Source organism: Streptomyces sp. NPDC079020 (assembly GCF_044542225.1).
Classification (GTDB): domain Bacteria; phylum Actinomycetota; class Actinomycetes; order Streptomycetales; family Streptomycetaceae; genus Streptomyces.
On record NZ_JBITUB010000002.1, the window covers coordinates 291,647 to 317,151 of the forward strand.

Annotated in this window: 16 protein-coding genes; 11 read left to right on the forward strand and 5 right to left on the reverse strand. The window is 70.8% G+C overall.

All coding sequences use genetic code 11. From position 1 onward, the window contains the following. Positions 1 to 3 precede the first annotated feature (3 nt). Positions 4 to 2,979, forward strand: a complete 2,976-nt coding sequence (pglZ, locus tag ACIGJO_RS05235) for a BREX-2 system phosphatase PglZ (RefSeq protein ID WP_399952330.1) — start codon at positions 4 to 6, stop codon at positions 2,977 to 2,979. A gap of 49 nt (positions 2,980 to 3,028) precedes the next feature. Here pglZ and ACIGJO_RS05240 read toward each other — a convergent pair whose 3' ends face one another. Together ACIGJO_RS05240 and ACIGJO_RS05245 are read right to left on the reverse strand one after the other, a co-directional pair. After that, entirely contained in the window at positions 3,029 to 4,093 is a 1,065-nt protein-coding gene (locus tag ACIGJO_RS05240) for a CBS domain-containing protein (RefSeq protein ID WP_399952333.1), read from the reverse strand. Then, complete coding sequence (locus ACIGJO_RS05245) at positions 4,087 to 5,895, reverse strand: DUF262 domain-containing protein (protein ID WP_399952336.1); 1,809 nt, start codon at positions 5,893 to 5,895, stop codon at positions 4,087 to 4,089. The genes ACIGJO_RS05240 and ACIGJO_RS05245 overlap by 7 nt, the downstream gene beginning before the upstream one ends. 151 nt (positions 5,896 to 6,046) lie before the next feature. Between ACIGJO_RS05245 and brxD the strand changes: the two genes are divergently transcribed. Together brxD and ACIGJO_RS05255 are read left to right on the forward strand one after the other, a co-directional pair. Next, positions 6,047 to 7,381 carry a BREX system ATP-binding protein BrxD gene (gene brxD, locus ACIGJO_RS05250; protein ID WP_399952339.1) on the forward strand — a complete coding sequence of 445 codons (1,335 nt, stop codon included), beginning with the start codon at positions 6,047 to 6,049 and terminating at the stop codon, positions 7,379 to 7,381. Then, positions 7,378 to 9,543: a DEAD/DEAH box helicase gene (locus ACIGJO_RS05255; protein WP_399952343.1), complete on the forward strand. Its 2,166-nt coding sequence runs from the start codon at positions 7,378 to 7,380 to the stop codon at positions 9,541 to 9,543. Before brxD ends, ACIGJO_RS05255 begins: the two co-directional genes overlap by 4 nt. A gap of 254 nt (positions 9,544 to 9,797) precedes the next feature. Here ACIGJO_RS05255 and glyA read toward each other — a convergent pair whose 3' ends face one another. Continuing rightward, positions 9,798 to 11,108: a serine hydroxymethyltransferase gene (glyA, locus tag ACIGJO_RS05260; RefSeq protein WP_399952346.1), complete on the reverse strand. Its 1,311-nt coding sequence runs from the start codon at positions 11,106 to 11,108 to the stop codon at positions 9,798 to 9,800. Between the two features lie 288 nt (positions 11,109 to 11,396). On the opposite strand from glyA, the gene ACIGJO_RS05265 reads away from it, so the two are divergent. Next, on the forward strand, positions 11,397 to 13,085 hold the full coding sequence (locus ACIGJO_RS05265) for a hypothetical protein (RefSeq protein WP_399952349.1): 1,689 nt from the start codon (positions 11,397 to 11,399) through the stop codon (positions 13,083 to 13,085). Positions 13,086 to 13,098: 13 nt separating this feature from the next. On the opposite strand, the gene ACIGJO_RS05270 is transcribed toward ACIGJO_RS05265, so the two are convergent. Both ACIGJO_RS05270 and ACIGJO_RS05275 read right to left on the reverse strand, forming a co-directional pair. Next, positions 13,099 to 14,892 (reverse strand): serine/threonine-protein kinase, encoded by a 1,794-nt coding sequence (locus ACIGJO_RS05270; RefSeq protein WP_399952352.1) that lies wholly within the window; start codon positions 14,890 to 14,892, stop codon positions 13,099 to 13,101. A 152-nt stretch (positions 14,893 to 15,044) separates the two neighbouring features. Continuing rightward, entirely contained in the window at positions 15,045 to 16,265 is a 1,221-nt protein-coding gene (locus ACIGJO_RS05275) for a Ku protein (protein WP_399952355.1), read from the reverse strand. A gap of 59 nt (positions 16,266 to 16,324) precedes the next feature. Between ACIGJO_RS05275 and ligD the strand changes: the two genes are divergently transcribed. The 7 genes from ligD to ACIGJO_RS05310 all read left to right on the forward strand — a co-directional run bounded on the left by ligD (position 16,325) and on the right by ACIGJO_RS05310 (position 25,491). Beyond that, a complete protein-coding gene (ligD, locus tag ACIGJO_RS05280; RefSeq protein ID WP_399952358.1) occupies positions 16,325 to 17,236 on the forward strand; it encodes a non-homologous end-joining DNA ligase in 912 nt (303 codons plus the stop codon). A 243-nt stretch (positions 17,237 to 17,479) separates the two neighbouring features. Beyond that, positions 17,480 to 19,777, forward strand: a complete 2,298-nt coding sequence (locus tag ACIGJO_RS05285) for a HEAT repeat domain-containing protein (protein WP_399952361.1) — start codon at positions 17,480 to 17,482, stop codon at positions 19,775 to 19,777. Positions 19,778 to 19,797: 20 nt separating this feature from the next. After that, positions 19,798 to 20,115 (forward strand): zinc-ribbon domain-containing protein, encoded by a 318-nt coding sequence (locus tag ACIGJO_RS05290; protein ID WP_399952363.1) that lies wholly within the window; start codon positions 19,798 to 19,800, stop codon positions 20,113 to 20,115. A gap of 155 nt (positions 20,116 to 20,270) precedes the next feature. Beyond that, on the forward strand, positions 20,271 to 21,107 hold the full coding sequence (locus ACIGJO_RS05295; RefSeq protein WP_399952366.1) for a hypothetical protein: 837 nt from the start codon (positions 20,271 to 20,273) through the stop codon (positions 21,105 to 21,107). After that, positions 21,104 to 22,420, forward strand: coding sequence for an ATP-binding protein (locus tag ACIGJO_RS05300; RefSeq protein ID WP_399952369.1), 1,317 nt, complete (start codon positions 21,104 to 21,106; stop codon positions 22,418 to 22,420). The genes ACIGJO_RS05295 and ACIGJO_RS05300 overlap by 4 nt, the downstream gene beginning before the upstream one ends. Before the next feature lie 237 nt (positions 22,421 to 22,657). Next, the gene (locus tag ACIGJO_RS05305) at positions 22,658 to 24,037 is read left to right on the forward strand and encodes an FtsW/RodA/SpoVE family cell cycle protein (RefSeq protein WP_399952372.1); all 1,380 of its coding nucleotides are present in this window, start codon (positions 22,658 to 22,660) and stop codon (positions 24,035 to 24,037) included. Further along, a complete protein-coding gene (locus tag ACIGJO_RS05310; RefSeq protein ID WP_399952374.1) occupies positions 24,034 to 25,491 on the forward strand; it encodes a penicillin-binding transpeptidase domain-containing protein in 1,458 nt (485 codons plus the stop codon). The genes ACIGJO_RS05305 and ACIGJO_RS05310 overlap by 4 nt, the downstream gene beginning before the upstream one ends. The last annotated feature ends 14 nt before the right edge of the window (positions 25,492 to 25,505 follow it).

Below are 25,505 nucleotides of genomic sequence, written 5' to 3' on the forward strand. Positions count from 1 at the left end.
GAAGTGAGTACGGCGACGAGCGCGACCGCGTCCACGGCGGCTGCCACGAGCGCGGTGCGGCTCAACAGAGCCACCGTGAAGCAGTATCTGGCCTCGCAGTCCGGTCTCCAGTCCAGCAAGCGGCGGGTGGTGCTGCTGCGTGCCGAACCGGTGTGGCACGGGCCTGCCGAACTGAGCTGGGGCGAGCCCTGGCGGGCGGTCGTCAGGAGCGCGCCGTCGCCGCTGGCCGTGCACGAACTGATCCTGGCACATCAGAACGCGTCAGCCACGGGCCCCGAGGTGCTGGTGGTGCTGACCGACCGCGAAGAGGCGGAGCTCGGGCCCGATCTGCTGGCCAAGGTGCACAAGCAGCGCGTGAACGCCGTCAACACCTGGGACGTCGTCCGCGAGGCGTTCGGGGCTGTGGACACCGACAGCAGGCTCTACAAAGAGAATTGGGCCGCCGAGTCGCTCCTCGATGCCACACCGCCCGGCGGTTGGCCGCAGCTGGCCGGCGGCATACTGACCTGGAGCGAATCTCTTACCGCCCTCGCCCTGCGCAGGCTGGGCATCGGCCGGTACGATCCGGACCGCGATCCGCGGGCATCCGCCGAGGAGTTCGCCACCCAATCGGGCGGAGGCGCCGACACCGGTTCCGGTGCGCTCGTCACGGGCACGGTCCCGAACGGTGACGGACTCGACATACACGCACTGCTGCGGTGGTCCATGTCGCCCGGTGGTCCGGAGCGGCTGCTCTCCCTGCGTCCGGCCGAACGGAACGGGCTGACGCGCTTTCTCGGCGAGGAGGACCAGACCGGGCTCGCCGGGCAGGCGCTGCTGGCGCTCGTGGGCGCGGAGCACGGGTCCGATGCCGTGGCGTTCGGCCTCGTCTGCGCCGCTCTGTGGGGGCACGCCGATGCGACGGCGGACGCGGAGGACTACCGGGCCAGGGGGCGGGCCGAGCGGTGGTTCGGGGAAGAGCCACCCGCGCGGGACAGGGCCCTGGATGCTCTTGCGGCCGCCTTCGGCCGCAGCTGCGAGAGCTTCGTCTCCGGGCTCCTGCTGGCCGGGCGGACCGGTCGGGACGAGGCGGCGGCAGCCGCGCGGCGGCTCAGCGGCGCCGCGCTGGACCGCGCCGGGTCTCTCGTACGGCAATTCGGTGCGGAACGGGCGGCCCGGACAAGTCCCGTACTGACGGAGGGGCTTGAGTCCCGGTTCGGCGATGTCGGGCGAGCGTTGGCCTCGGGGAACGTCGTGGCGACAGCACAGGCCGTGCGCGCGCTCGACGAGCACGGACAGGCCACGGACCCCGATGCCCGGACACGTATCTCGCGGGCGAAAATGGCTCAGCGGCTCATGCAATGGCTTGCGGCCGAGCCGGGGGCGGAGTGCGAAACCGTCGCATCAGGGGTCAGGCGTCATATCGCCGAGACCGGCTGGGTGGATCTGGCGCTGGAGCACATCGAGGCGGGGGGCGACCCCGATGCCTCCCTGCGTTCCGCCTACGACACGCTGTGCACTTCGGTACGTGTTACACGCCGCGCGATCGACCGGCATTTCGCGAAGGCCCTCGCCACCTGGACGGCGAACGGCACGGACCCCGGTGCGATGCTCACGGTCGAGACCTTCCTGCCCATCGTGGTCGCACCCGTCGTGAAAGCCGGAGGGCGGCGCGTACTGCTGCTCGTCCTGGACGGAATGAGTGCGGCGATCGCCGCCGAACTGGGCGAGGAATTGCGTGAGCACTGGGTCGAGTACGACCCGGTGCCCAAGGCCAAGGATTACCCGCAGCGCCGCGGTATGGCTGCCGCCCTGCCCACCGTCACGTCGGTCTCCCGAACCTCGCTCTTCGCCGCCAGGGTGATGGCAGGTACTCAGGCCGACGAGAAACGGCTCTTTCCGAACCACCGGTTCTGGGGCGGCGAGACCGTGGCGGTGTTCCACAAGGACGATCTACGGGGCGAAAGCAGCGGTGACACCGTCGGCCCGGAGCTGCACGACGCGCTGGTCGGGGACCAGGCACATGTCTCGGTCGTACTCAATACCATCGACGACCGTCTCGCCAAGGAGCAGAAGCTCGGAGACGGTGCCTGGAGGCTCGGCGAGATAGGGCGACTGCGTCAGCTGCTCCGCCTCGCCGCCGAGCAGGGGCGTGCGGTGATCCTGGTCAGCGATCACGGTCATGTGATCGACAGGCACGGGGTGAAGATCGAGGCGTCGGGTGTGCAGTCGGCCCGGCACCGGAGTGCAAAGGGCGCCGCGCTCCAGGAGGCGGAGATCATGCTCTCCGGCCCGCGGGTCGTCGCACCAGAGTCCGGTGACGAGATCGTCGCCCTGTGGGACGCCGATTCGCGGTACACGGCGCAGAAGGCCGGTTATCACGGCGGTGCGGCTCTGGCCGAGTTCACCATTCCTGTGCTGGCCTTTCTGCCCTTCGGCGCCGAGCCGCCGCACGGCTGGCGGGAGCTTGGCAGCCAGCAACCGCCGTGGTGGTCGCTCACGCCCCGGCCGGCGGAGCCGGTGCGCTCGGCTGTGTCCGGCGGTGTCGCGCCGAAGAAGGCGTCCAAGCGGGCGAAGGCCGACGCCGTATTCGCCCGGAGTGACGAATCGCTCTTCGATGTGGTGCTGACAGCCACCGCTGAGGTGCCCCGGGCGGACAGTGCGATGGTCTCCGTCGAGCTGCGATTGCCGGACGATGCCCTGGTCACGGCTCTCTTCGCGTCCGAACTCTTCGACACGCAGGTGAAGGTGCTCGGCCGCAAACCGAATCTGGCACAGGTGGAGAAGGCCGTCCGGGCACTGCTGGAAGCGGGGGGCACTCTCCCGGTGACCGCGCTCGCGCAGCGTGCGGGCGTACGCGCCAGTGGAGCGGACGGCTTCGGAGCCGTACTGCGGCAACTGCTCAACTACGACAGCGCCCAGGTGCTGGAGAACCTGCCTGACGGCCGGACGCTTCGGCTGGACAGGGAACTGCTGCGGGAACAGTTCGAGCTGGGGTAAGCACCTCGGGCCGGGCTGCCGTACGGCAGCCCGGCCCGAGGGCGCGGCCTCAGGTGATCTGGCGCAACAGCCCAACGAATTCACGAAGTTCATCGGACCGCTTCGCGGTCAGCGGCTCCGCTTCGAAGTGTGCGATGCCGTTGCGGATCTCGCGCACGCGGTCGAGCTGGCGAACGAACTGCCCCCGGTCCACCCCCGGCCAGCCGAGGGCCTTCCAGTTGTCGTCCGAGAGGGCGCGGAGCGTCGGGTTCTGCTGATCGGCGTCCAGCAGCTTCACGTAGCCGTTGAACATCAGGTCAGTGATCAGCCCCGTCTTCTTCGCTGCCGAGGGTCCCTGCACGGCACGGATGGCCTCCGCGTCGAGCTTCGCACCAAGACACTTCCGGAGCCGGGACTCGATCTCCCCCACGACGAAGAAGGGCCAGGCCGTTGTGCCGAACCGGTCGGTGATGTCGGCCGCCGTCACGATGCCGCAGAATGTGCCGTTGTTCGCTCGGACCAGCAGGTAGTCCTCGTCGCTGACCCGGGAGAGCAACGCGAAGAAGTCGTGGCGCGCCTCGACCACCGGCACATCGTCGGTCACCATCGCCTGCGCCAGGACAGCGGCGGATGTGGTTTCGTACATCTTCGCCACCGAGCTCCAGGTGACGACGCCATGCAGTGTCGATCCCCCTTCGATGACGGGGATCTGGGAGTACTTCTTCGTCCTCATGAGGTACGTCACCTCCGTCAGCGCCGTGTCCGGCGTCACGGAGAACAGCCCACTCACCGCGGAGGGGATGTCCCCAATACGCAGAGGTCGCGCCGGCAGCCCGCCGGAAGGCAGCTCTTCGGCATCGTCGGCCGTCTCGTCCTCGGCATGGTCGGCCGATTCCTGAGGGGCAGCTTGCTGCCACGGCACTATGTGGATGTCGGCGCGGTTGTTGCAGTTGGCGAAGTACGGAAGCGTGGCGAGGCCGACGTCCTTGAGCGCCTGTTCAACGCGCGGCACTGTCAGATCGTTGCGCAGGCGCGTGCCGAACAGGGCCAGGAGCTCCAGGACAGGAATCCGCTTGCCCTTGAGTGCGAGGAGGTCTTCCCCGGAGGGGTTCTGAAGCATGGGCGCACTCACCATTCCGTCGCGTCGCGGAAGACGGTGCGCTTGCCCATGGCAGCCCTGACCAGATCACGGAGCTGCTTCGCCCGGTTCTCGTAGAAACGAACGAAGTCGCTCTCTTTCAAAGCGTCCACGTCAACGAGGTGGGTGGCCACGACATCTTCGAACCATTCGTTGCGCATGCCGGATTCGAGCGAGAGCGTCTTGAGATAGGCACCGGGCGGACCTGACATGCTCTTGCTGGCCCGAAGAGAGATCGGGGTCTTGTTGACAATCGACGTGGCGTACTTGGCCCAGGTGGGCTCGTTCTTGGCGATCCACGTCTTGGGGAAGATCAGCCGTACATCGACCGCATGCTCCACCAGTTGCGCCGGAGCGAGAGGGTTGTCGGTGAAATACCAGTCCACGGCGCCCTGCTTGATCAGGAGGGCATAGATCCCCTTGTAGGCAGCACTGTTGCGGGTCGTCAGAGTGTCCAGTCGGTCATCGAGGAAGGCCGCTTCACTGACTGTGTCGGGGGCCGCTTCGACCGCATCGCCGACCCAGCCGATCAGCTGCTCGACGTCCCTGGTGAATCGGGTCTCCAGTGAGCCGCCGTACATCTCGCCGAGGACGCCGCACCAGTACCACTGTGTGATCCGCTCGTCGGCGAGCGGGGTGTCCGTCTCCGTGCCGATGAGCGCGCGCACGGCGGCCAGCGGAACCAACTGCGTGCGATAGGGCAGGTCTCCGGTGCGGACGATGGACTGACGCTCCAGGAACCCGCCCACCCATGCGAACGCAGCCGCAACCCGGGGCGCCAGCCTCCGGAAATCTGCGAGCGGAAGGTTGAGAAGATCCCGGCGCTTGCAGGACACGGACGTTCCTGCTCCTGCCTGCTTGGCTTCCCAAGTGCGGACCAGCGAGACCGCCTGAAGGAAGTCGCTGCTGCTCAGGCCGTCCTCCGGACCGTCCTCCGGACGGCCGAAGACCGGGTACGCGGACGTCAGTTCCTTCTTGATCTCCTGCCACTCGTCCGGCAGTCGGTAGTAGTCGCCGTGCTCGGCAACGTGTTCCTGGTTCCCCGCATAGGTGGCCGTGAGCAGTTCGAAGACATTCAGGGGCACACCTCCGGTGTTCACCCGCTCGAACACCGCGCACACGGCATCCGTGGTCGTGGTGGCCGCGAGTTTGATCATCGGAACATCGAACGACAGCATGTTGTGCAGGACCTGCGCCTGGAACTCGCCCCACAGCGGCCAGTTGTGGGGCCGATCCCTCACAAACTCCTTCTGCCATTCACTTACCCGATGAGTATCGAAGACGAAGTGGAGCGGAAAGTAACCGGCATCGCACTCACCCTCGACCGTGCTCAGATCCAGCACGACTCTTCGGGCGAAGTCCCGCTTCAGCTTGCGGTCCTCGGGCACGGAGACAATCGCGTCGTCACGGTCGGCGGGAGCGCCGACGGCCTTGGCAATGTCGACGTAGTACCAGCACTTCAGGTCGTTGCCCCGGGAATCGACCGTTGCGACCGGAGCGTCGTGATGCAGCGCCTGGAAGAGCGAGGTCATCCGCTGCTGCCCGTCAAGCAGCAACAGGTCGGGGGTCCGGCCCTCGGCGGACTCGGCGCCCTTGAGCGTCCGCGGTTTGAACTGGGAGGTACCACCTGTATGCAGTGACATGACCACACCGAGCGGATACTTCAGCGTCACTGTCGCGATGAGTGCCCTGATGCGCTCGTCGTCCCACTTCCACTCCCGCTGGAAGTCGGGCAATTGGAGGGCGCCGGATGCGACCTCCGTAAGTACGTCCTTCAGATTCGGATTGTCGAGCGCCACGCCGCTTCTTCCCCCACTCTTACCAGAACTGTGCACTGAGAATTTGACCGGCGGGTCGCCCAGGTGTCAATCCAATGCGGGCACAGCAGGGGCGTTAAGGGCATATTCCGGCCGATCCCCCGGAACTCCCCTCGGATGGGAGACTGAGCGGGTGAGTATCGACAGACCCGAACGCACCGGCCCCGTCAGCGCAGCCCGGCGCCGCGATGTGATCGACGCACTGCGGCGCGGTGCCGTTCCCGAGAGCGGCCTCGATCTGCTCGCGACCGGCCTGGGGAGGTTCGAGTCGGCGCTCGACGCCGAACTCGACGCAGTAGCCTCGGGCGCGTCCGTTTTCAAGGCGGTACGGGGAGAGTACGGGTCCGGCAAGACCTTCTTCACCAGGTGGCTCGGCGAGCGCGCCAAAAGGCGCAACTTCGCCGTCGCCGAGATTCAGGTCTCCGAGACCGAGACGCCGCTGCACAAACTGGAGACGGTCTACCGCCGCCTCACCGAGCGGCTGACCACCTCAGGATTTCCCCCGAGCGCGCTGCGCCCGGTCGTGGACGCGTGGTTCTACGCCCTGGAGGAGGACTCGCTCGCCGCGGGGGCAGCGGAGGAGGACCTGGCGGAGGCCGTCGAACAACTCATGGCAGCCCGGCTCACCGACGTTTCCCGGCACGCCCCGTCCTTCGCGACAGCCCTTCGCGGCTACCGGACCGCGCTCACCTCCGGCGACGAGGTGACCGCCGCCGCGGTGATGGCCTGGCTGGGAGGTCAGCCACATGTCGCCGCCTCGGCACGCAGAGCCGCCGGGGTCCGCGGCGACCTTGACCACTTCGGCGCCTTCGGATTCCTGCAGGGGCTGCTGACCGTGCTGCGGGATTCCGGGCACAAGGGTCTGTTCGTCGTGCTCGATGAGGTGGAAACTCTTCAGCGGGTCCGTTCCGACGCACGCGACAAGGCACTGAACGCGCTGCGGCAACTCATCGACGAGGTGCACTCCGGACGATTCCCCGGCCTGTATCTACTGATCACGGGCACTCCGGCGTTCTACGAAGGCCAGCAGGGGGTCCAGCGTCTCGCGCCGTTGGCGCAGCGCCTCGCCACCGACTTCAGCACCGACCTCCGTTTCGACAATCCACGCGCCGTGCAGGTCCGGCTGCCCGGCTTCACCCAGGAGTCGCTGGTGGGTCTGGGGACGACCATCCGCGACCTGTACGCGGACGGAATCCATGATTCCGAGCGCGTCAGAACCGTGGTGGACGACGCCTACATCGCTGAACTGGCAGCTGCCGTCGGCGGGGCGCTCGGCGGAAGGGTGGGTGTGGCACCCCGGCTGTTCCTGAAGAAGCTCGTGGGCGACGTTCTGGACCGTGTCGACCAGTTCGACGACTTCGATCCGCGCAAGCACTACGCTCTGACGGTCAAGGCAGCGGAGATGAGCGAGGTCGAACGCAACGCGGCGGCCGACAGTCCGGACGAGATCGAACTGGACCTTCCATGACCACGGCGCCCGATCCACTGGATCTGCTCCACCCGGGAATTGTCCATCACATCGTGAACACCCTGGGCTGGCCAGGGCTGCGTCCGCTCCAGGAGGAGGCAATCACGCCGCTCATCGACGGCTCGGACGCGTTGCTGCTGGCGCCCACCGCCGGAGGGAAGACCGAGGCGGCGACCTTTCCGTTGCTCTCACGCATGGCGCGGGAAAAGTGGACCGGCACCTCGGTCCTGTACGTCTGTCCCCTCAAAGCTCTGCTGAACAACCTGCTGCCCCGGCTGGGAGCGTACACATCGTGGCTCGGGCGTACGGCAGCACTCTGGCACGGGGACGTACCGCAGACCCGTCGCAAACGTATCCTGCGGGATCGCCCGGACGTTCTGTTGACCACTCCGGAATCCCTGGAGGCCATGCTGGTCAGCGCGAACGTCGACCACAAGGCATTCTTCTCCGGGCTGCGCACCATCGTCGTGGACGAGGTGCACGCCTTCGCCGGGGACGACCGGGGATGGCACCTGCTTGCCGTACTGGAGCGGCTGGAGCGCGTGGCCGGACGCCCGGTCCAACGGGTGGGCCTCTCGGCGACCGTGGGAAACCCGGAGCAGTTGCTCACCTGGTTGCGGGGGGCTCGGGGCGGCTCGAAAGAGGGCAACCCACGAGTGGTCGCTCCTCATCTGCGCACCCAAGCGTCGTCGGCACCGCAGTCTCCTCCCTCAGGGGATATCCAGCTCGACTACGTAGGTTCACTGGCCAACGCGGCCACAGTGATCGCGGCCTTGCACAGAGGCGAGAAGCGTCTGGTGTTCTGCGAGTCGCGCAAGCAGGTCGAGGAGCTCGGTGAGGCGCTGCGCGCGAAAGGCGTGACGGCGTTCCTGTCCCATGCGTCGCTGTCCGCGGACGAACGGCGGCGCGCCGAGGAAGCCTTCGCGGACGCACGAGACTGTGTGATCGTCTCCACGAGCACGCTGGAACTCGGCATCGATGTGGGTGACCTCGACCGGGTCATCCAGGTCGACGCACCCGGGACGGTGGCTTCCTTCCTCCAGCGTCTCGGACGGACCGGACGGCGGCCCGGGTCGACGCGCAACTGCCTCTTCCTCACACTCGATGAGGCCGGCCTGTTGTCGGCCGCCGCGCTTCTGCTGCTCTGGTCACGCGGATGGGTCGAACCAGTCGTCGCGCCGCCCGAACCGCGGCACATCGTCGCTCAGCAGGTGCTCGCGCTCTGCCTTCAGGAACACCGCGTCGGGGACCGGATGTGGCAGGACTGGTGGGGTGGGCTCGGACCGTTCGGACCGTCCGCCGAGCCGCTCGTACGCCATCTGATCGCGGAAGGCTATCTGAACCGTGACAGCGGGATGCTGTTCATCGGCCCCGAGGCCGAAAAACGCTTCGGATACCGGCACTTCATGGATCTCACGGCCGTATTCATCGCAGCCCCCGAGTTCACCGTCCTGTCGGGCCGCACCGAGATCGGCACAACGGATCCCGCACTGCTGACTGAAGAAATTGCCGGGCCGCGGCGGCTGTTGCTCTCTGGACGCAGCTGGCAGGTCAGCTACATCGATTGGTCGCGACGCCGCTGCTTCGTCGAGCCGGTGGACGGGGGAGGGAAAGCCCGATGGGGCGGGCTGGGTCTGTCCCGTTCCGGCTCCCACGCGTTGACGCGCGCGGCACGGGAGATTCTTCTCGGTGAGACGCCTCCGGTCACCTTCACCCGACGTGCTGACAGCGCCCTCGATCAGGTCCGGGAGAGAGGAGCCGAACTGGTGCACCCGGAGGCCTCGGTGATCCTGCGCGGCGGACGGGACACCAACGTGCGGTGGTGGACGTGGGCCGGGTCCAGGGCCAACGCGACCCTGGCAGCCTCGCTCGGTTCCGCCGCAGATCCTCTGCAGCGTCCAACGGACGCGTACGTCCGTCTCCGCGAAGACATCACGCCTCAGGAATGGAAGCAGGCCAAGTCCGATGCGGCAGGACGGCTCTGCCTCCCCTCGGTGGACCCTCGCGCTCTCCATGGCCTGAAGTTCAGCGCAGCACTACCCTCACGGCTGGCCGAGGCAACCCTGGCTGCCCGTTTGGCCGACCTCGACGGGGCAGCAGAAGCCGTTGGCGGGCCAGTCAGGTTTACGTTCCAGTCCGCGCGACAAACGCCGGGTGACTGACAGCCCTCACCTGTACGGCCCGGGCGGCGAACTATTCACCGGTACGTCGGTCGACCGATGCAGCACGGGCCGGCACCTCACGTGCCAGCAGGCGTCCCGGTCTGACGGCCACATCCGCTTTCTCTCATCCCGCTCGCATCCGCCACCGGGCGGTCAACCGGCTCCAGATCCTCTCTGGATGAGATGTTGGCCGTCACAGCGGCACCAGGGCGGTCCCGGTGCCGCACACCGCCGCCTGGCAGCCTTTCGGGTAGTCAGCCCACCGGCAGGCCCGGGGCCGGGTGGCTGTCCATCAGGTCCTTCACCTCGGACCTGATCCTGGTGATGGTGGATTCGTCGCCCGTACGGGATGCCTCGACCACTTGGTCGATCCACTGCGCGACCGCGGCCATCGCGGCGGCGGGGATGCCGCGGGAGGTCAGGGCCGGGGTGCCGATGCGGATGCCGGAGGGGTCGAAAGGCTTGCGGGGGTCGTAGGGGACGGTGTTGTGGTTGACCACGATGCCGGCGCGGTCCAGGGCCTTGGCCGCGATCTTGCCGGGGACGTCCTTGGCCGTGAGGTCGATCAGGAGGAGGTGGTTGTCCGTGCCGCCGGAGACCAGGTCGAAGCCACGGGCGGAGAGCTCGTCGCCCAGGGCGCGGGCGTTGGTCACCACCTGGTGGGCGTAGGCGCTGAAGTCGGGGGTGGCGGCTTCCCTGAGGGCGACCGCGATGGCGGCCGTGGTCTGGTTGTGGGGGCCGCCCTGGAGGCCGGGGAAGACCGCGCGGTTGATCGCACGTGCGTGTTCCGCCGTGCTCAGGAGCATCGCGCCGCGCGGGCCGCGCAGGGTTTTGTGGGTGGTGGTGGAGACCACGTCCGCGTACGGGGCGGGCGAGGGGTGGGCACCGCCCGCGATCAGGCCGGAGATGTGGGCGACGTCGGCCACCAGGACCGCGCCGGTCTCGCGGGCGATCTCGGCGAAGCCCGCGAAGTCGATCGTGCGGGGAACCGCCGTACCACCACAGAAGATGACCTTCGGGCGCTCGGCGAGGGCCAGTTCGCGCACCTCGTCCAGGTCGACGCGGCCCGTGTCGCGGCGGACCCCGTACCGCACGCCGCGGAACCAGCTGCCGGTCGCGGAGACGCCCCAGCCGTGGGTGAGGTGGCCGCCCATCGGCAGTCCCATGCCCAGCACGGTGTCACCGGGCTTGAGGAAGGCCATGTACACGGCCAGGTTGGCCGGGGAGCCCGAGTAGGGCTGGACGTTGGCGTGGTCCATGCGGAACAGTGCGCGGGCGCGCTCGGCGGCCAGCGTCTCCACCTGGTCAATGATCTGCTGGCCCTCGTAGTAGCGCTTGCCGGGGTAGCCCTCGGAGTACTTGTTCTGGAGCACCGTGCCGGAGGCTTCGAGGACCGCCGCGGAGACGTAGTTCTCGCTGGGGATCAGCCTCAGGGTGTCCGCCTGGAGCTGCTCCTCGGCCACCACCAGAGCGGCGAGGTCCGGGTCCGCCGAGGCCAGTGCCGGATGGCGCGGTGCGGTGGTGGGAGCGGTGGCAGTGGGGATGCCGGGTGCGCGGGTGGTCATGGAAGTGGTCCTTCCGGGTCGGCCGCGTAAGTGCGGCGTGGACCCGGATGCCCAGGCGGACGGCCCTCCGGAGATGACGCCCCGGGCATGCCCGGGGTGTGCCGCTCCCTCGTGGTCGTTTCCACGGAGCGCCCCTGCCGGGGCACGCGCCAGTCGCGGCAGGTCGCAGTCTAAGTGCTGTCGCGTCTCCGGGGCCCGCATCGAATCGCGCCCGGAGCGTGCGTGAAAGGTGACGGAACCGGGCAGATTCACGGGGACTTTGTGTGGCTCGACGGTGGGGGGACCGTTATGGAGTCCGGCGATCGGTTCATGGGACCCGGCAGCGGAGCAGGTGACGGATCCGGCGGTGGAGCGGGGAGCGGGGCCGGTGGCGGGCCGGGGCGGGAGCCCGAGGTGCTGTCGTCCGTTCCGCCGCCGCCTCTCCGGCCGCCCACGATCGGGCCGCCGCCGCCCGGCTCGCTCGTGCGTTCCGTGGCCGTCGGGCTGCTCAATCTGAGCGGGCTCGGCCTCGGATATGTCCTGATGCGCCGCTGGTCGCGGGCCGCGCGCTGCTGGGCGGCGGCCGGGGCGCTGCTGCTGGCGGCGCTGCCCGCCGATCCCGACGGGGTGCCGGGCTGGGTGCTCGCCGGCTGCCTCGTGGTGCTGGCCGCCGCCGTCGCGGACGGGGCCCGGACCGCCCGGCGTTCGGCCGTGGGCGGGTCCTGGCGACCGGTGCTCGCGGCCGGTCTGGGTGTGGTGCTGCTGGCCGTGCCTGTGGGCGGCGTCGTGGTCTACGGCTCCGAGCGCGACGAGGCCGTCGAGCAGATGCTGCTCGACCGGCTGGAGACCGGGGACGAGGCGGTCAGGGCGGCGTCGCGGCTGCCGTTCGGCAGCGCGCGGGCGGACTACCGGTCGGCGCTCGCCGTCTATCGCGAACTGGGTGAGGAGCACGGCGGCTCACGGGCCGGAAAGCTGGTCCCGGCCCGGCTGAAGGCGTACTACGAGTCCGTCTCCGCGCCGTACCGGGACGAGCAGTACTGCCCGGCCGTCGAGCCGTTGACGTATCTGCGTACACTCCCCGGCTCCGTCGACGCGAAGCTGCTCGGTGATCTGGCCCGCTGGCCCGACGCGCCGCTCGCCGAGTCGCTGTACGCGTGCGGCGTCTCCCGACTCGGAAACGTGGGCGGTGGCGGCACCGAACTGGGCGAGCTGCTGCGCACGTTCCCCGGTTCCGCGTCGGCGAAGCAGGTGGGACCGGCGATATCGGGGAGGATCAGGGCGCAGGTGGCGGCGCTGAAGGGGGCCGAGCCGTGCGCGGCCACCGAGGTGCTGCGCAGTCTCGGCGCGGCGGCCTCCGGGCTGCCGGAGAAGAGCGTGTCGGCGCTGGGCGCCGAGGCCGACCGTGGTGTGCGGGACGGGGTGTACGCCTGTGGGGTGGACGAGTTCGAGGACGAGAAGTTCACCGAGGCGCGTCGGACGCTGACCGGGTTCGCCCGTACGTACAAGGACGACGAGCGGGTGCGGCGGGCGCGGAACATCGCCATCGCCGCGGAGATCGCCGATGACCGGCCCTCGGCCGGCAAGCGGCTGCCGCCGTCCCGCGAGCCGGGCGGCGCCCGGATGGAGCTCGTCATCAGCAATGACGCGCCGAACGCCGTCGAGGTGCTCTACACGGGGCCGGTGACGGGCACCGTGAAGCTGAAGTCCTGTGGGAGCTGCGAGCGCTACAGCGCCTCCACCGGGTCGGCGCGGGCCTGCCGGGCGAGCGGGAAGAAATACCCCAAGGCGCGGCTCCAACTCCCCGCGGGCAAATACCACTTCCTGTACAAGCACGGCTCGGGAGCGACCGCGGCCGTGGACAGCTACACCTCGGGGTCCACCATCCAGCCCGGCTATACGTACACGAGCTGCACGTATGTCATCGAGCGGAACCCGCTGGGGCTCGATCCGCCCACGCTGCCCGATCCGTTCAGTCCCGCGTCGGCTCCGCGCCGCTGAACGGGCGGGTGCGTCAGCCCTTGGGGCGCGGGTTCTTCTCGATGACCCGTCCGTCGAGGTGCGCGGTGAGGAAGGCACCGCCGTATTTGTCGGAGACATAGACGCGCAGCACCGGCTGGTCGTCATGGAAGGGGGACGACGGGTCCACGATCACGTAATGACTGTCCGGGACGGGGATGTTGAGGGTCTTGTCGGCCGTGCGCAGCAGGGCGGGCAGCGCGTCCCAGTCGACGGAGAGCAGGTCGACGGCGGTCTCCCCGGAGGTGAGCGTGCCGCCCATGTCGTCGTTGCTGGCCTCGCCGTCCCGGTAGCTGAACTGGTCGTACAGCGTGGAGTTGGACGGCAGGGGTGCCTGGGCCGAGGCGTGCTCGTCGTAGAGGGTGAAGTCGGTGACCTTCGTGCCGCCCATGAGCGGCTTGAGCCCCTTGATGGCCTCCCGCGCCCCCTTCGGGGTCAGCAGATTCGTCTGCCCGGCGGGGATCTCCTTCGCGGTGGACATCTTCGGGGTGGGATTGGTGCCCCGGGCGCCGGCCGAGGAGCTCGCGGCCGTCGTAGGCCGGTCCTTGTCCCCGTCCGTGGGCGATCCGGACATGGACAGCACCCAGACCAGGACGCCTCCCGCCACCGCGGTGGTCACGACGGAGGCGACGCCCGCGATCACGCGGAACCGGCGGCGGAGCCTGCGTTGGCGTTCGAGGTCGGCCGGTGTCGGTGGCCCCGGGGCGTAGGGGTTGCGCGGCGGGCCCTTCACGGCGAACGGGGCGGGTGCCTCGGGCGGGGGGACGGGGGCGTCCACCGGGGCGGGCCCGGTGGCGGGCGCCGACGGTATGCGGTCCGCGGGGGTACCCGACAGGGTGTGGAACCCCGGCCCCGGCGTGCGGCCGGCCGGGCCCAGCGGAAGGGTGGGCGGCGCGGCGGGAGTCGCGGCGGACGGCGCCGCGGGGGCGGGCGGGGGCGCGGGGGACGTTCCGGCGGCCGCGGCCGCCAGCATCCTGTCCAGCTCGTCGACGTCCGGGCGGGCGGGGATGTCCCTGGTCAGCAGCGCGGTCAGGACGGGGGTGAGCACACCCGCCCTGACCGGCGGCGCCACCTCCTCGTCGAGGACGGCCGCCAGTGTGGCGAGCGTGGTGGCCTTGCGCAGCGGGTGGTGGCCCTCCACCGCGACGTACAGCAGCATGCCGAGCGACCAGAGGTCGGAGGACGGGTCGCCCTCGGTGCCCCGGATGCGTTCGGGGGCGATGTAGTCGGGTGAGCCGATGAGGGCGCCGGTCATCGTCAGGCTGGTGGACTCGCGGATCGCGGCGATGCCGAAGTCGGTGAGGACCGGGCGGCCGTCGGCGCGGAGCAGGACGTTGGCGGGCTTGACGTCACGGTGGTGGATGCCCGCCGCGTGGGCGGCGCGCAGGGCGGAGAGGATGCCGCGGCCGAGTCCGGCGGCCTCGGCCGGCTCCATGGGCCCCTGGGCGAGGCGTTCCTGGAGGGATGCTCCGGGCACCAGTTCCATGACGATCCATGGGTAGCCGTCCTCGCCGGGGTCGACGATGTGGTGGACGGTGACCACGTTGGGGTGGTCGAGGCGGGCGAGCGCGCGGGCCTCGCGCAGGACCCGGGAGCGCAGCGTGCGGGCGGCCTCCGGGTCGTAGTCGGCCAGGGTGGGGTCCGGGGGGCGGACCTCCTTGAGCGCGACATCGCGGTGCAGCGCGAGGTCATGGGCCCGCCAGACCATTCCCATGCCGCCGCTGCCGAGCCGCTCCACCAGTGTGAAGCGGCCGTCGATCACCCGTTCCGAAGGGGCCTCTGCGCTCATGGGCCGTAGCGTACGGGGGCGGTACGACAGCGGTCACCCTGGGCCGGGGCAGTGAGCCGGGGCAGTGAGCCGGGGCCGGGGTTCAGGCCGAGGCGGAGATCCGGGGCGGAGATCCGGAGCAGTGAGTCGGGGCAGTGAGCCGGGGCCGGGGTTCAGGCCGAGGCGCGCTTCCCGGACGAGGACCGGGCCTTCTTCGACGCGCCGCGGCTGTCGGACGCCGTCTTCTTCGCCGCGGTCTTCTTCGCCGAGGACCGCGCGGCCGCCTTCTTCGCCGTCGCCGTGGACTTCTTCGCCCCGGTGGCCTTGGGGGCCGCCTTCTTCGCTGTGGCGGAGGACGTGCCGCCCCCGCCCGAGCGTGACACCGTCTTGCCGGTCGGGGTGCGGTGCGTCGTCTTCCGCGGCGTCTTGCCGGCGGATGTGCCGGTGGATGTGCCGGTGGATGTGCCGGTGGATGTGCCGGTGGTCCGGCCGGTGGTCTTTTCGGCGCGTTCTTCCTTGGTCCTGCCTGTGGCCTTGTCCGCGGTCTTCGCCGTGGCCCTGCCGCCCGTCCTCCCCGACGTCCCGCGGATGGGGTGGACCTCCGCCATGTCGTCCTCGCCCCGGGACTCCTTCGCCGCGCGGACGCTGTTCTCCAGGGCCGCGATCAGGTCGATGACCTTGCCTCCACCGGATTCCGCCGCCGCCGGTTCCCGCGTCTCGCCGGAGGCCTTGGCGGCGATCAGCTCCTCGACGGCCTCGCGGTAGTCGTCGTGCAGCGTGTCCATGTCGACCTCGCCGAGGGTCGCCATCAGCGCGTCCGCCAGGTCGAGTTCCGCGTCACGGACCGTGACGTCGGTCTCCGGGGCCACGCCGTCCGGGGCGCGGATCTCGTCGGGCCACAGCAGGCCGTGCATCGCGATCACGTCGTCGACCACCCGCAGCATGCCGAGGCGTTCGCGCCCGCGCAGCGCGTACTTGGCCACGGCGACCTTCCGGCTGCGCTTCAGGGCCTCGCGCAGCAGGGTGTAGGGCTTGGCGGCCGGGACTCCGTTGGCGGAGAGGTAGTACGCCGCGTCCATCTGGAGCGGGTCGATCTCCTCGGCGGGCACGAAGGCGACGATCTCGATCGTCTTGGCCGTGGGCAGCGGAAGGGAGGCGAGGTCCTCATCGGTGATCGGGATCATCGAGCCGTCGGCGTCCTCGTACGCCTTGCCGATCTCGGCGGCCGCCACCTCCTCCTCGTCCAGTTCGCACACCTTGCGGTACCGGATCCGGCCACCGTCGGCGAGATGGATCTGCCGGAAGGAGACCGAATGGCTCTCGGTGGCGTTCACCAGCTTGATGGGGATGCTGACCAGCCCGAAGGAGATCGCGCCGTTCCATATGGACCTCACCGTTCACCCCTTTTGCCATTAAAGATCACCTATACCTGTTTTCATGTGATTCTTATCGTATGACGCCGATCACCGAGGTGGAGGGGCGGCGCCTGGCGCTCAGCAATCTCGACAAGGTGCTGTACCCGGCCACCGGGACCACCAAGGGCGAGGTGCTGCACTACTACGCGGCCACCGCGGCCGGGGCACTGCTCCCGCATCTGCGCGACCGGCCGGTGTCCTTCCTGCGCTATCCGGACGGGCCCGGCGGCCAGCTGTTCTTCACCAAGAATCCGCCGCCCGGTACGCCCGCCTGGGTGCGTACCGCCGTCGTGCCCCGCCATGAGGGGCAGAACGCCCGGCAGGTGCTCGTCCAGGACCTGCCCTCACTGGTGTGGGCGGCGAACCTGGTGGTGGAGTTCCACACCCCGCAGTGGCGCACGGACGCGCCGGGGATCGCCGACCGGATGGTCCTCGATCTGGATCCCGGGGCTCCCGCGAGCATCGTGGAGTGCTGCACGGTGGCGCTCTGGCTGCGGGAACGGCTGGCCGCCGACGGCCTCCTCCCGTACGGCAAGACCTCCGGCTCCAAGGGGCTGCACCTGCTCGTGCCGCTGGAGCCCACCCCTTCCGGCCAGGTGTCGGCGTACGCGAAGGGGCTGGCGGTGGAGGCCGCGAGCGCCCTGCCGGAGCTGGTCGTGCACCGGATGACCCGCGCCCTGAGGCCGGGAAAGGTATTTGTCGACTTCAGCCAGAACGCCGCAGCGAAGACGACCGCCACGCCCTACACCCTCCGCGCCAGGGCGGAGCCGGCCGTCTCCGCTCCCGTCACCTGGGACGAGATCGAGGGCTGCCGGGCACCCGGTGAGCTGGTGTTCCTGGCCGGGGACATAGCGGCGCGGCTGGACCGGTACGGGGATCTGCTCGCCCCGCTGATCGATCCGGAAGCGGCGCGTCCGCTGCCCGGGGACCGGGGGGAGGGCGGCCGCTGAAGCGGCCGGGGAGAGGTTCGCCCGGCGGTCCGGTCATGAAGCGGTCATGACCTGGTCACGGCCTGAGGAAAGGCCGCAAGTGGAGGGTGGATTGTCCGGGCCGTGGTGCACACTCTGCCCAGACGCTTCTTCGGGGCGTGCGGAAGAGTGTGCCGGAAGGCTGTGCCGGTCGAATACGCCGGACGAATGTGCCGGAAGGGCACATGTCTTCGGACGCTGCCGTAATCGTGGGGAGGGGATGGCGTGTTCGCGGGGATCGACGAGGTCGACTGGGCTTCGATGGAGCATGCCTACGGACCGGCCGACGATGTGCCCGGACTTCTCCGGGGGCTCGCCTCGGCCGATCCGGCGGAGCGCGAGATGGCGCTCGACGGGATGTACGGAGCCGTTCACCACCAGGGCGATGTCTACGCCTGCACGCTCGCGTGCATTCCGTTCCTGTTCGAGCTCGCCGTGGACCCGGGTGTGCAGGACCGGGGCAGCGTGGTCGAGCTGCTCACCAGCATCGGCGGCTTCGATCTGGACGAGGACGACGAGGACGAGATCGATGAGGACGAGATCGAGGGCGCCGCGAACTACGCGATGGCGGCGGCGGCCGTCACCGCGGGTGCCGGGGTGTTCTTCGAGCTGATCGCCGACGAGGACCCCGGGGTACGGCTCGCGGCCCCGCTGGCCCTCGCCACGCTGCACCGGCACCCCGTCCGGGTACTCGCGCTGCTGCGGGAGCGGCTGCCGGTGGAGGCCGACGAGGAGGTACGACTGGCGCTCGTCGAGGCGGCCGGGCGGGTGGCCCTGCGGCACCGCCCGCTGGCCGGCCGGGTGGCGGACTGGCTGAGCCTCCTGGCGGCACAGTCGTACGCGCCGGGGCTGCGCCTCGCGGCGCTGGCCCAGCTGGCGCGGTGCGCCCCCGACGTGCTGCCCGGCGATGTGGTCCCGGTGGTCTCGGGGCTCCTGGGCGAGCTGCGTTCCACGACGGGGACGTACCGCAACGGGACGACGGAGAAGCCGGAGCGGGCGGACAGGGCCGAGCCGGCGGAGAAGCCGGAGAAGGCGGATGTCGGGGCGGCCTCCGCGACCGGAGCCGGTCTCGCACCCGCCATCCCGCCCGACCCGGAGGCCGGCACGGCACCGCAGGCCGACGGCGCGGTGGCGGCCGCGCCCGACGCCGAAGCGGAACCCGGCCCCGAGGCCGGCACCGACGCCGGGACGGGCGCGGGCGCACCCGTGGCGGAGCACAGCGCGGGTCCGACCAGGGTGGGGCAACTGCGCGCCCTGTCCGCCGAGGAAAGCGCCGGGCGCAGCACCCCCTGGGCCGCCGACCTGCTGCGCACCCTGCACGTCGGGCTCGACGACCGGGTGGACGACCGGACCGCCCTGCTCGCCGACCAGCTGCGCAGCCCGGACCGCTGGCAGCGCATCGACGCCGTACGGATGAGCGGCGGGCTGATACGGGCCTGGCGCGGCTCGTACGACGGTCTCGTCCGGCTGATCGGTGACCAGCTCGCGGATCCGGAACCCCGGCTGGCGGACGCCGCCTCGCACGTCCTTGAGGAGCTCTTCGGTCTGGCCGCCCCCGCCGCGGACGCCCTGGCGGCCCGGCTGGCCGCCGACCCCGGCGCCTGGGTCAAGGCGTGGGCCAGCGGGCCTCCCGGGCTCGGCCCCACCGTGAAGGCGCTGGCCCGGCTCGGCGACGCCCGCGCCGTGCCCGCCCTGGCGGCGGCGCTGGAGCGGTCCGAGGTGCCGCACGACGTGGGGTACGCCATCGGCCACCTCGGGGCCGCCGCCGCGCCGCTCGCGGACGCGCTGCGGCGCAGGCTCGGGGAGGTGAGCCTCGACGAGGGGGCGTACGACCGCGCGAGCCCACTGCTGGCCGGGCTGACCGGGCTGCGGGCGGGCGAGGCGGCGCCCGAGGTGCTGCGGGTGCTGCGCGGGGCGCCGGAGTACCGGGGCGAGTGGCTGCGTACGGCGGCGCTGCGGGCGCTCGGCTCGTTCGGACCGGCGGCGCACTGCGCCGTACCGGAGCTGCGGGCCCTGATCCGGCGGCCGGGGACGGCGGCGGCCACGGAGGCGGCCGAGGCGCTGTGGGCGGTCGCCGGTGACGCCGATGCCGTGCTGCCGGTGCTGATCGAGGGGCTACGGGCGGAGCATGTGCACGACCGGCGTACGGCGGCGTCCGCGCTGGGCGGGCTCGGGCCGCGGGCGGCGGTGGTCGCGCCCCGGCTGCGCGCGCTCCTGGCGCACGACGAGCTGTGGCTGCGGGTGGACGCCGCGATCGCCCTGTGGGAGGTGTCGGGACGGGCCGGGGAGAGCGTTCCCGTGCTCCTCGCCGCCTGGGAGAAGAACCGTCACGTCAGAGTCCGGGTGGCGGAAGCCCTGGCGCGGATGGGGCCCGCTGGTGCAGGGTCACAGGCAGCGCACGTGCTGCGGGCCGAGCTCGCCTCCGTACGCCGCCACAACGCCATGGACGGCGGGTACGGCAGCCACGACACGTACGAGGACGAAAAACTGCTGGCCCTGTGCCGGCGGGCGCTCCACGGGTAGACGGGGAAAGGGAACACGGAATGATCATTTTCGGTACGCGGGGCTATCTGTACCAGCTGGCCATCATGACGATGGTGTGCGGCTGGTGCGGCAATCCGGCCGCGCACACCCTGCGCAAGCGCGTCACGAAGTTCACGCTGTTCTTCGTGCCGCTGTTCCCGTTCTCGACGAAGTACGCGACGCAGTGCACCTTCTGCGGCGGGGAGCAGCAGATCCCGAAGGAGCAGGCGGACGCGCTGCTCGCCCAGCAGCACGCCGGACAGGACGGCAACCCGTACGGCCAGGCTCCGCAGCAGCCGGGGTACGCGCCGCCGGGACAGAACCCGTACCAGCGCTGACGTCCGCCGGGCAGCACCGGAACGGGCCGCCCGGGCAGAAAGCCCCACAGCGCCCCATAGCATCACTAAACAGGCGTTCCGTGCTCGCTTCCGATTAGGGTGTAGGCCCCTGTCGTCGAAGAGGAGGCCGAGCCGTGCGCCCGCAACGAGCTCCCGTGGGCACGCGCCGTGCTCCGGCGGCGGCCCGCGCCGCCGCGGCGGTCGGCGCCGCGCTCGCGCTGCTCACCGGCTGCGGCTCCGCCGGGGAACTGGTGAGCGCCGGGCGCACGCCGTCCGCGGTCGAGCCCTCCCGGCTCTGGCCGGAGCTGCCCGCCGCCTCCGCCGCCCCGTACGACTACGGGGAGGGCGAGACCGCCCGTATCCCCGGCATCAGGGTCCCCGGCGGCGATGTGCGCGCGCTGGACCCGGTGGCCGTGGTGCGGGCCGGACTGAAGGCCCGGCCCGACCGGGACAGCGGTACCGACGAGCTCCCGGCGAAGACCGTCGCGCAGTTGGCCGGCTGCCCCGGAAAGTCCGGCACCTGCCCCGTCCTCGCCCCGTACTTCCGCGATCTGACCGGTGACGGCAGGGACGAACTGGTGCTGGGCATCACGCTGCCCGACCGTCAGCTCGCCGTACGGGTCTACATGCCCGACCGCGGCGGGCTGACCCGGATCATGTCCACCTCGGACGCGGTGATCAGCGTGCAGATCGCGGGCCGGGACCTGATCATGCGGGCGCCCTCGGCGATCACCGGGTACGAGTACCGCACGGCCTGGACCTGGGACGAGCGGCAGCAGGCCATGCTGCCCGCCCGGGACGAGATCCTGCGCATGCCGCGGCGGCGGATCCCGGCCTCCCCGTCCGCCGTCCTCCCTTCCGCCGCCCCTTCCGCTTCTCCGTCGGCCGCCCCGCCCGCGCCCTCGGCCGCTTCCCCGTCGGATTCTCCGTCGGCTTTCCCGTCGGCTTCTCCGTCCGCCTCCGCGCCCGGTATCGCGACGGGGCAGCGATGAGACGGCGCAGAGTTCGCGCCCCCGCCTGGACCGCGACCCTGACCTGGAAGTCCGCGGTCTTCCTCACCGTGATGTGCTGCACGCTCGCCGCGCTGCTCGGTGTCCTCGTGCACACGGCGGTGACCCGTCAGACGGTCGGCCACGCCCGCGAGAAGGCCCTGGACCGGCTGGAGGAGGTCACCAGGGCGTACGAGGCCGGCGAGCCGCTCCCCCGGGGCTCCGGGATCGATCCGGCCGGCCTGCCCGCCTCGCTGCGCGCCCTGGCCATGGGAGGCGAGCGGGGCACGCTGGTCACCGACGACACGGGCACCCCGGCCATGTGGGCAGCGGGTCCGGCGGACGGCCGGGCCCTGGCCACCTGGATCGACTACAGCCAGGGCGCACGCACGATCAGCGGCCTCGACCGGGCGATCGTCGGCTCCTCGCTGCTGGCCATCGCCGCCACCCTGCTGGTCGGCCTGTTCGCCGTCGGCCGGGTCACCCGGCGGCTGCACCAGAGCGCCCGGGTTGCCCGCCGGATCAGCGCGGGCGACCTCGACGCAAGGGTCGGCGATCCCCGTACCGCACGCCCGGCGCGCGCCCAGGACGAAGTGGCGATCGTCGCCGGGGCGCTGGACACCATGGCCTCCACGCTCCAGCGCAAGCTGCAGACCGAGCAGCGGTTCACCGCCGATGTGGCGCACGAGCTGCGCACCCCGCTGACCGGGCTGTCGGCCGCCGCCGAACTGCTGCCGCCCGGCCGCCCGGCCGAACTGGTCCAGGACCGGGTCCGGGCGATGCGGGCGCTGACCGAGGACCTGCTGGAGATCTCCCGGCTCGACGCCCGGACCGAGCAGACCGATCCCGCGGTCCACGAGCTGGCGCCGGTCGTGGAACGAGTGGTGCGGACGTCCGGCACGGACACCACGGTCAGGATCACCGGCGCGGCCCGGGTCGAGACGGACCGGCGGCGGCTGGAGCGGGTGATCGGCAATCTGGTCACCAACGCGCACCGGCACGGCGGCCCGCCGGTGGTCGTGACCGTCGAAGGGCCGGTGGTGACCGTACGGGACCACGGCGCCGGGTTCCCCGCGTATCTGCTGGAGACCGGGCCTCAGCGGTTCCGGACCGACGGCGGCGGGAAGGGCCACGGGCTCGGGCTCACCATCGCCGTGGGCCAGGCACGGGTCATCGGCGCGGAACTGGTCTTCGGCAACGCGGAGGACGGCGGGGCGGTGGCGCGGCTGACGCTGCCGGAGTACGTGCCGTCCGACGAGGAGCCGGAACCGGAAGCCACCGGCCCGGCCCCGGGACCCGACGGGCGCCGGCCCTAGGACGGACACGGCCGGCCCCGGCACCCGCCGCGCGCCGCTTCCCCCCTCCGCCGCTCCCCACCTCCGCCTCCGCCTCCACCTCTGCCCCTACGCCCCTCCCGTCCCTACGCACCTCCGCCCCCTGCCCCGGCCGCCTGTCCCCGGGCCCCGTCCCCCGCTCCCCCGCTCCCCCGGGCCGCGTTCTCGAAGTTCACCGCATAAGGGAAATACCGCACACCTCTTGCTACGTTGCGTGGCATGACCGCAACGACGGCGGACGCTCCCCCGCCCGAACTACGCCTGCCCAAGCGGCGCGGGGTGGAGCTCTCGCTCCTCGTCGGGGCCGTCCTCATCTCCGTCTTCGGCTACGCCGCCGTGGGTCTCGCCAGGAACGGCGCGGTGCCTCCCGATGTCGCCGGGTACGGCGCCGGGCTCGGCCTGCTCTCGCTGCTGGCCCATCTCGCGGTCCGCTTACGTGCCCCGTACGCCGATCCGCTGGTGCTGCCGATCGCCGTCCTGCTCAACGGTCTGGGCCTGGTGCTGATCTACCGGCTCGACCTGGAGACCCCCAGGGACCAGGCGGCGCCGACGCAGCTGATCTGGTCCACGCTCGGAGTCGCGCTGTTCATCGCCGTCGTGGTCCTCCTGCGCGACCACCGGGTGCTCCAGCGCTACGCGTACCTCTCGGTCGCCACCGCACTGGTGCTCATGATCGTGCCGATCTTCTTCCCCGCCGTGAACGGGGCCAAGATCTGGATCAGGGTCGGCGGACTCTCCTTCCAGCCGGGCGAGTTCGCCAAGATCCTGCTCGCGGTGTTCTTCGCCGCCTACCTCGCCGCGAACCGCAACGCGCTGGCGTACACCGGCCGCAGGATCTGGAAGCTCCAGCTGCCCACCGGCCGGGTGCTCGGCCCCATCGTGGCGATCTGGCTGCTCAGCGTCGGGGTGCTGGTCCTGGAGCGCGATCTGGGCACCTCGCTGCTCTTCTTCGGACTCTTCGTCATCATGCTGTACGTGGCGACCGGCCGTACCGGCTGGATCGCCGTCGGACTGCTGCTCGCCGCGGTCGGCGCCTTCGTCGTCGGCTCCTTCGAACCGCATGTGCACAGCCGGGTGCAGGACTGGCTCGACCCCTTCGCCTCGATCGACGCCGGCCAGGGGCCCAACCAGCTCGCCCAGTCGCTGTTCGCCTTCGCGGCGGGCGGCATGCTCGGTACCGGTCTGGGGCTCGGCCACTCCATCCTGATCGGCTTCGCCGCCAAGTCCGACTTCATCCTGGCGACCGCGGGCGAGGAGCTGGGCCTGACCGGGCTGACCGCCGTCTTCCTGCTGTACACCCTGCTCGTCGCCCGGGGCTACCGGGCCGGACTCGCGCTGCGCGACCCGTTCGGGCGGCTGCTCTCCATCGGGCTCGCCTCGATCCTGGCCCTCCAGGTCTTCGTGATCGCGGGCGGCGTGATGGGGCTGATCCCGCTGACCGGCATGGCCATGCCGTTCCTCGCCCAGGGCGGTTCGTCCGTCGTCACCAACTGGATCATCGTCGCGCTGCTGATCCGGGTCAGCGATCTGGCCCGCAGACCCCGCCCCGGTCAGGCCGAGACCGGTGTCATCGCCCCGATCCTGGAGGACGAACGGTGATCCGCTACATCCGCCGGGCCGCCGCCTTCTGTCTGCTGCTGCTCGTGGCACTCCTGCTCAACGCCGCCCGGGTCCAGGTCTTCGAGGCCGACGAACTCAACGACAACTCCGCCAACCGCCGCAACACCATCGACCGTTACGACCAGCCGCGCGGCAACATCCTGGTCGGCGCGCGGGCCGTCACCGGCTCCGAGGACACCGGCGAACAGCTCGCGTACGAACGCACCTATTCGCACGGCCCCCTGTACGCGCCCGTCACCGGTTACGCCTCGCAGACGTACGGCACCACCCTCCTGGAGAACGCCGAGGACGGGATTCTGTCCGGCACCGACTCGCTGCTGGCCCCGCTCCCCCTGTGGAACGAGATCACCCGCAGCCGGCAGCCGGGCGGCGATGTCGTCACCACCATCAAGGACTCGATGCAGCGCGCCGCGTACGAGGGGCTGAGCGGCCGCCGGGGGGCCGTCGCCGCCGTCGAGCCCTCGACCGGCCGCATCCTGGCGCTGGTCTCGACGCCTTCGTACGACCCCGAGCGGCTGTCGGGCACCGGGCCCGAGGTGACCGACGCCTGGGCGCGGCTGAACGCCGCCACGAGCCGGCCGATGCTCAACCGGGCCATCCGGCAGACCTATCCGCCGGGCTCCGCGTTCAAGATCGTGACAGCCGCGGCGGCGCTGGACGCCCGGGTGGTGACCGACCCGGACGCCGCCACGGACACCCCGTCGCCGTACGTCCTGCCCGGCACCACGACCACCCTGCCCAACGAGGCGAGCGGCTGCGACGAGGCGTCGCTGGCCGAGGCGATCCGGGTCTCCTGCAACACCGTCATGGCGCACCTCGGTGTCGAGGTGGGGCTCGACGGGATGGTGAAGGCGGTGGAGAAGTTCGGCTTCAACGACGACGGCCTGCGGATCCCGTCCGGGGTCGCGAAGAGCAACTTCGACACGGACATGAGCGAGGACCAGCTGGCGCTGTCCTCGATCGGACAGTTCGACACGACCGCGACCCCGCTCCAGATGGTGATGGTCGCCTCGGCCGTGGCGAACGGCGGCGATCTGAGGTATCCGCATCTCGTGGACCGTACGACCACCCATGACGGCGACACCGTCCGGCAGCAGGGCTCACGCTCGTACCACCAGGCCATGAACCCGTCCACGGCCGTGCAGCTCCAGCGGATGATGGTCGACGTGGTGGAGAACGGCACCGGGTCGAACGCGGCCATCGACGGGGTACGGGTCGGCGGCAAGACCGGCACCGCGCAGCACGGCATCGACAACTCCGGTACGCCGTACGCCTGGTTCATCTCCTGGGCGCAGGCTCCGGACTCGGGACGTCCGGCGGTCGCGGTCGCGGTGGTCGTCGAGGACGCCTCCGCCGACCGGGCGGACATCAGCGGCGGCGGCAGCGCGGCGCCCATCGCGCGGGCCGTGATGGAGGCGGCACTCGACGGGTGAGGAGGCGGGCGGGC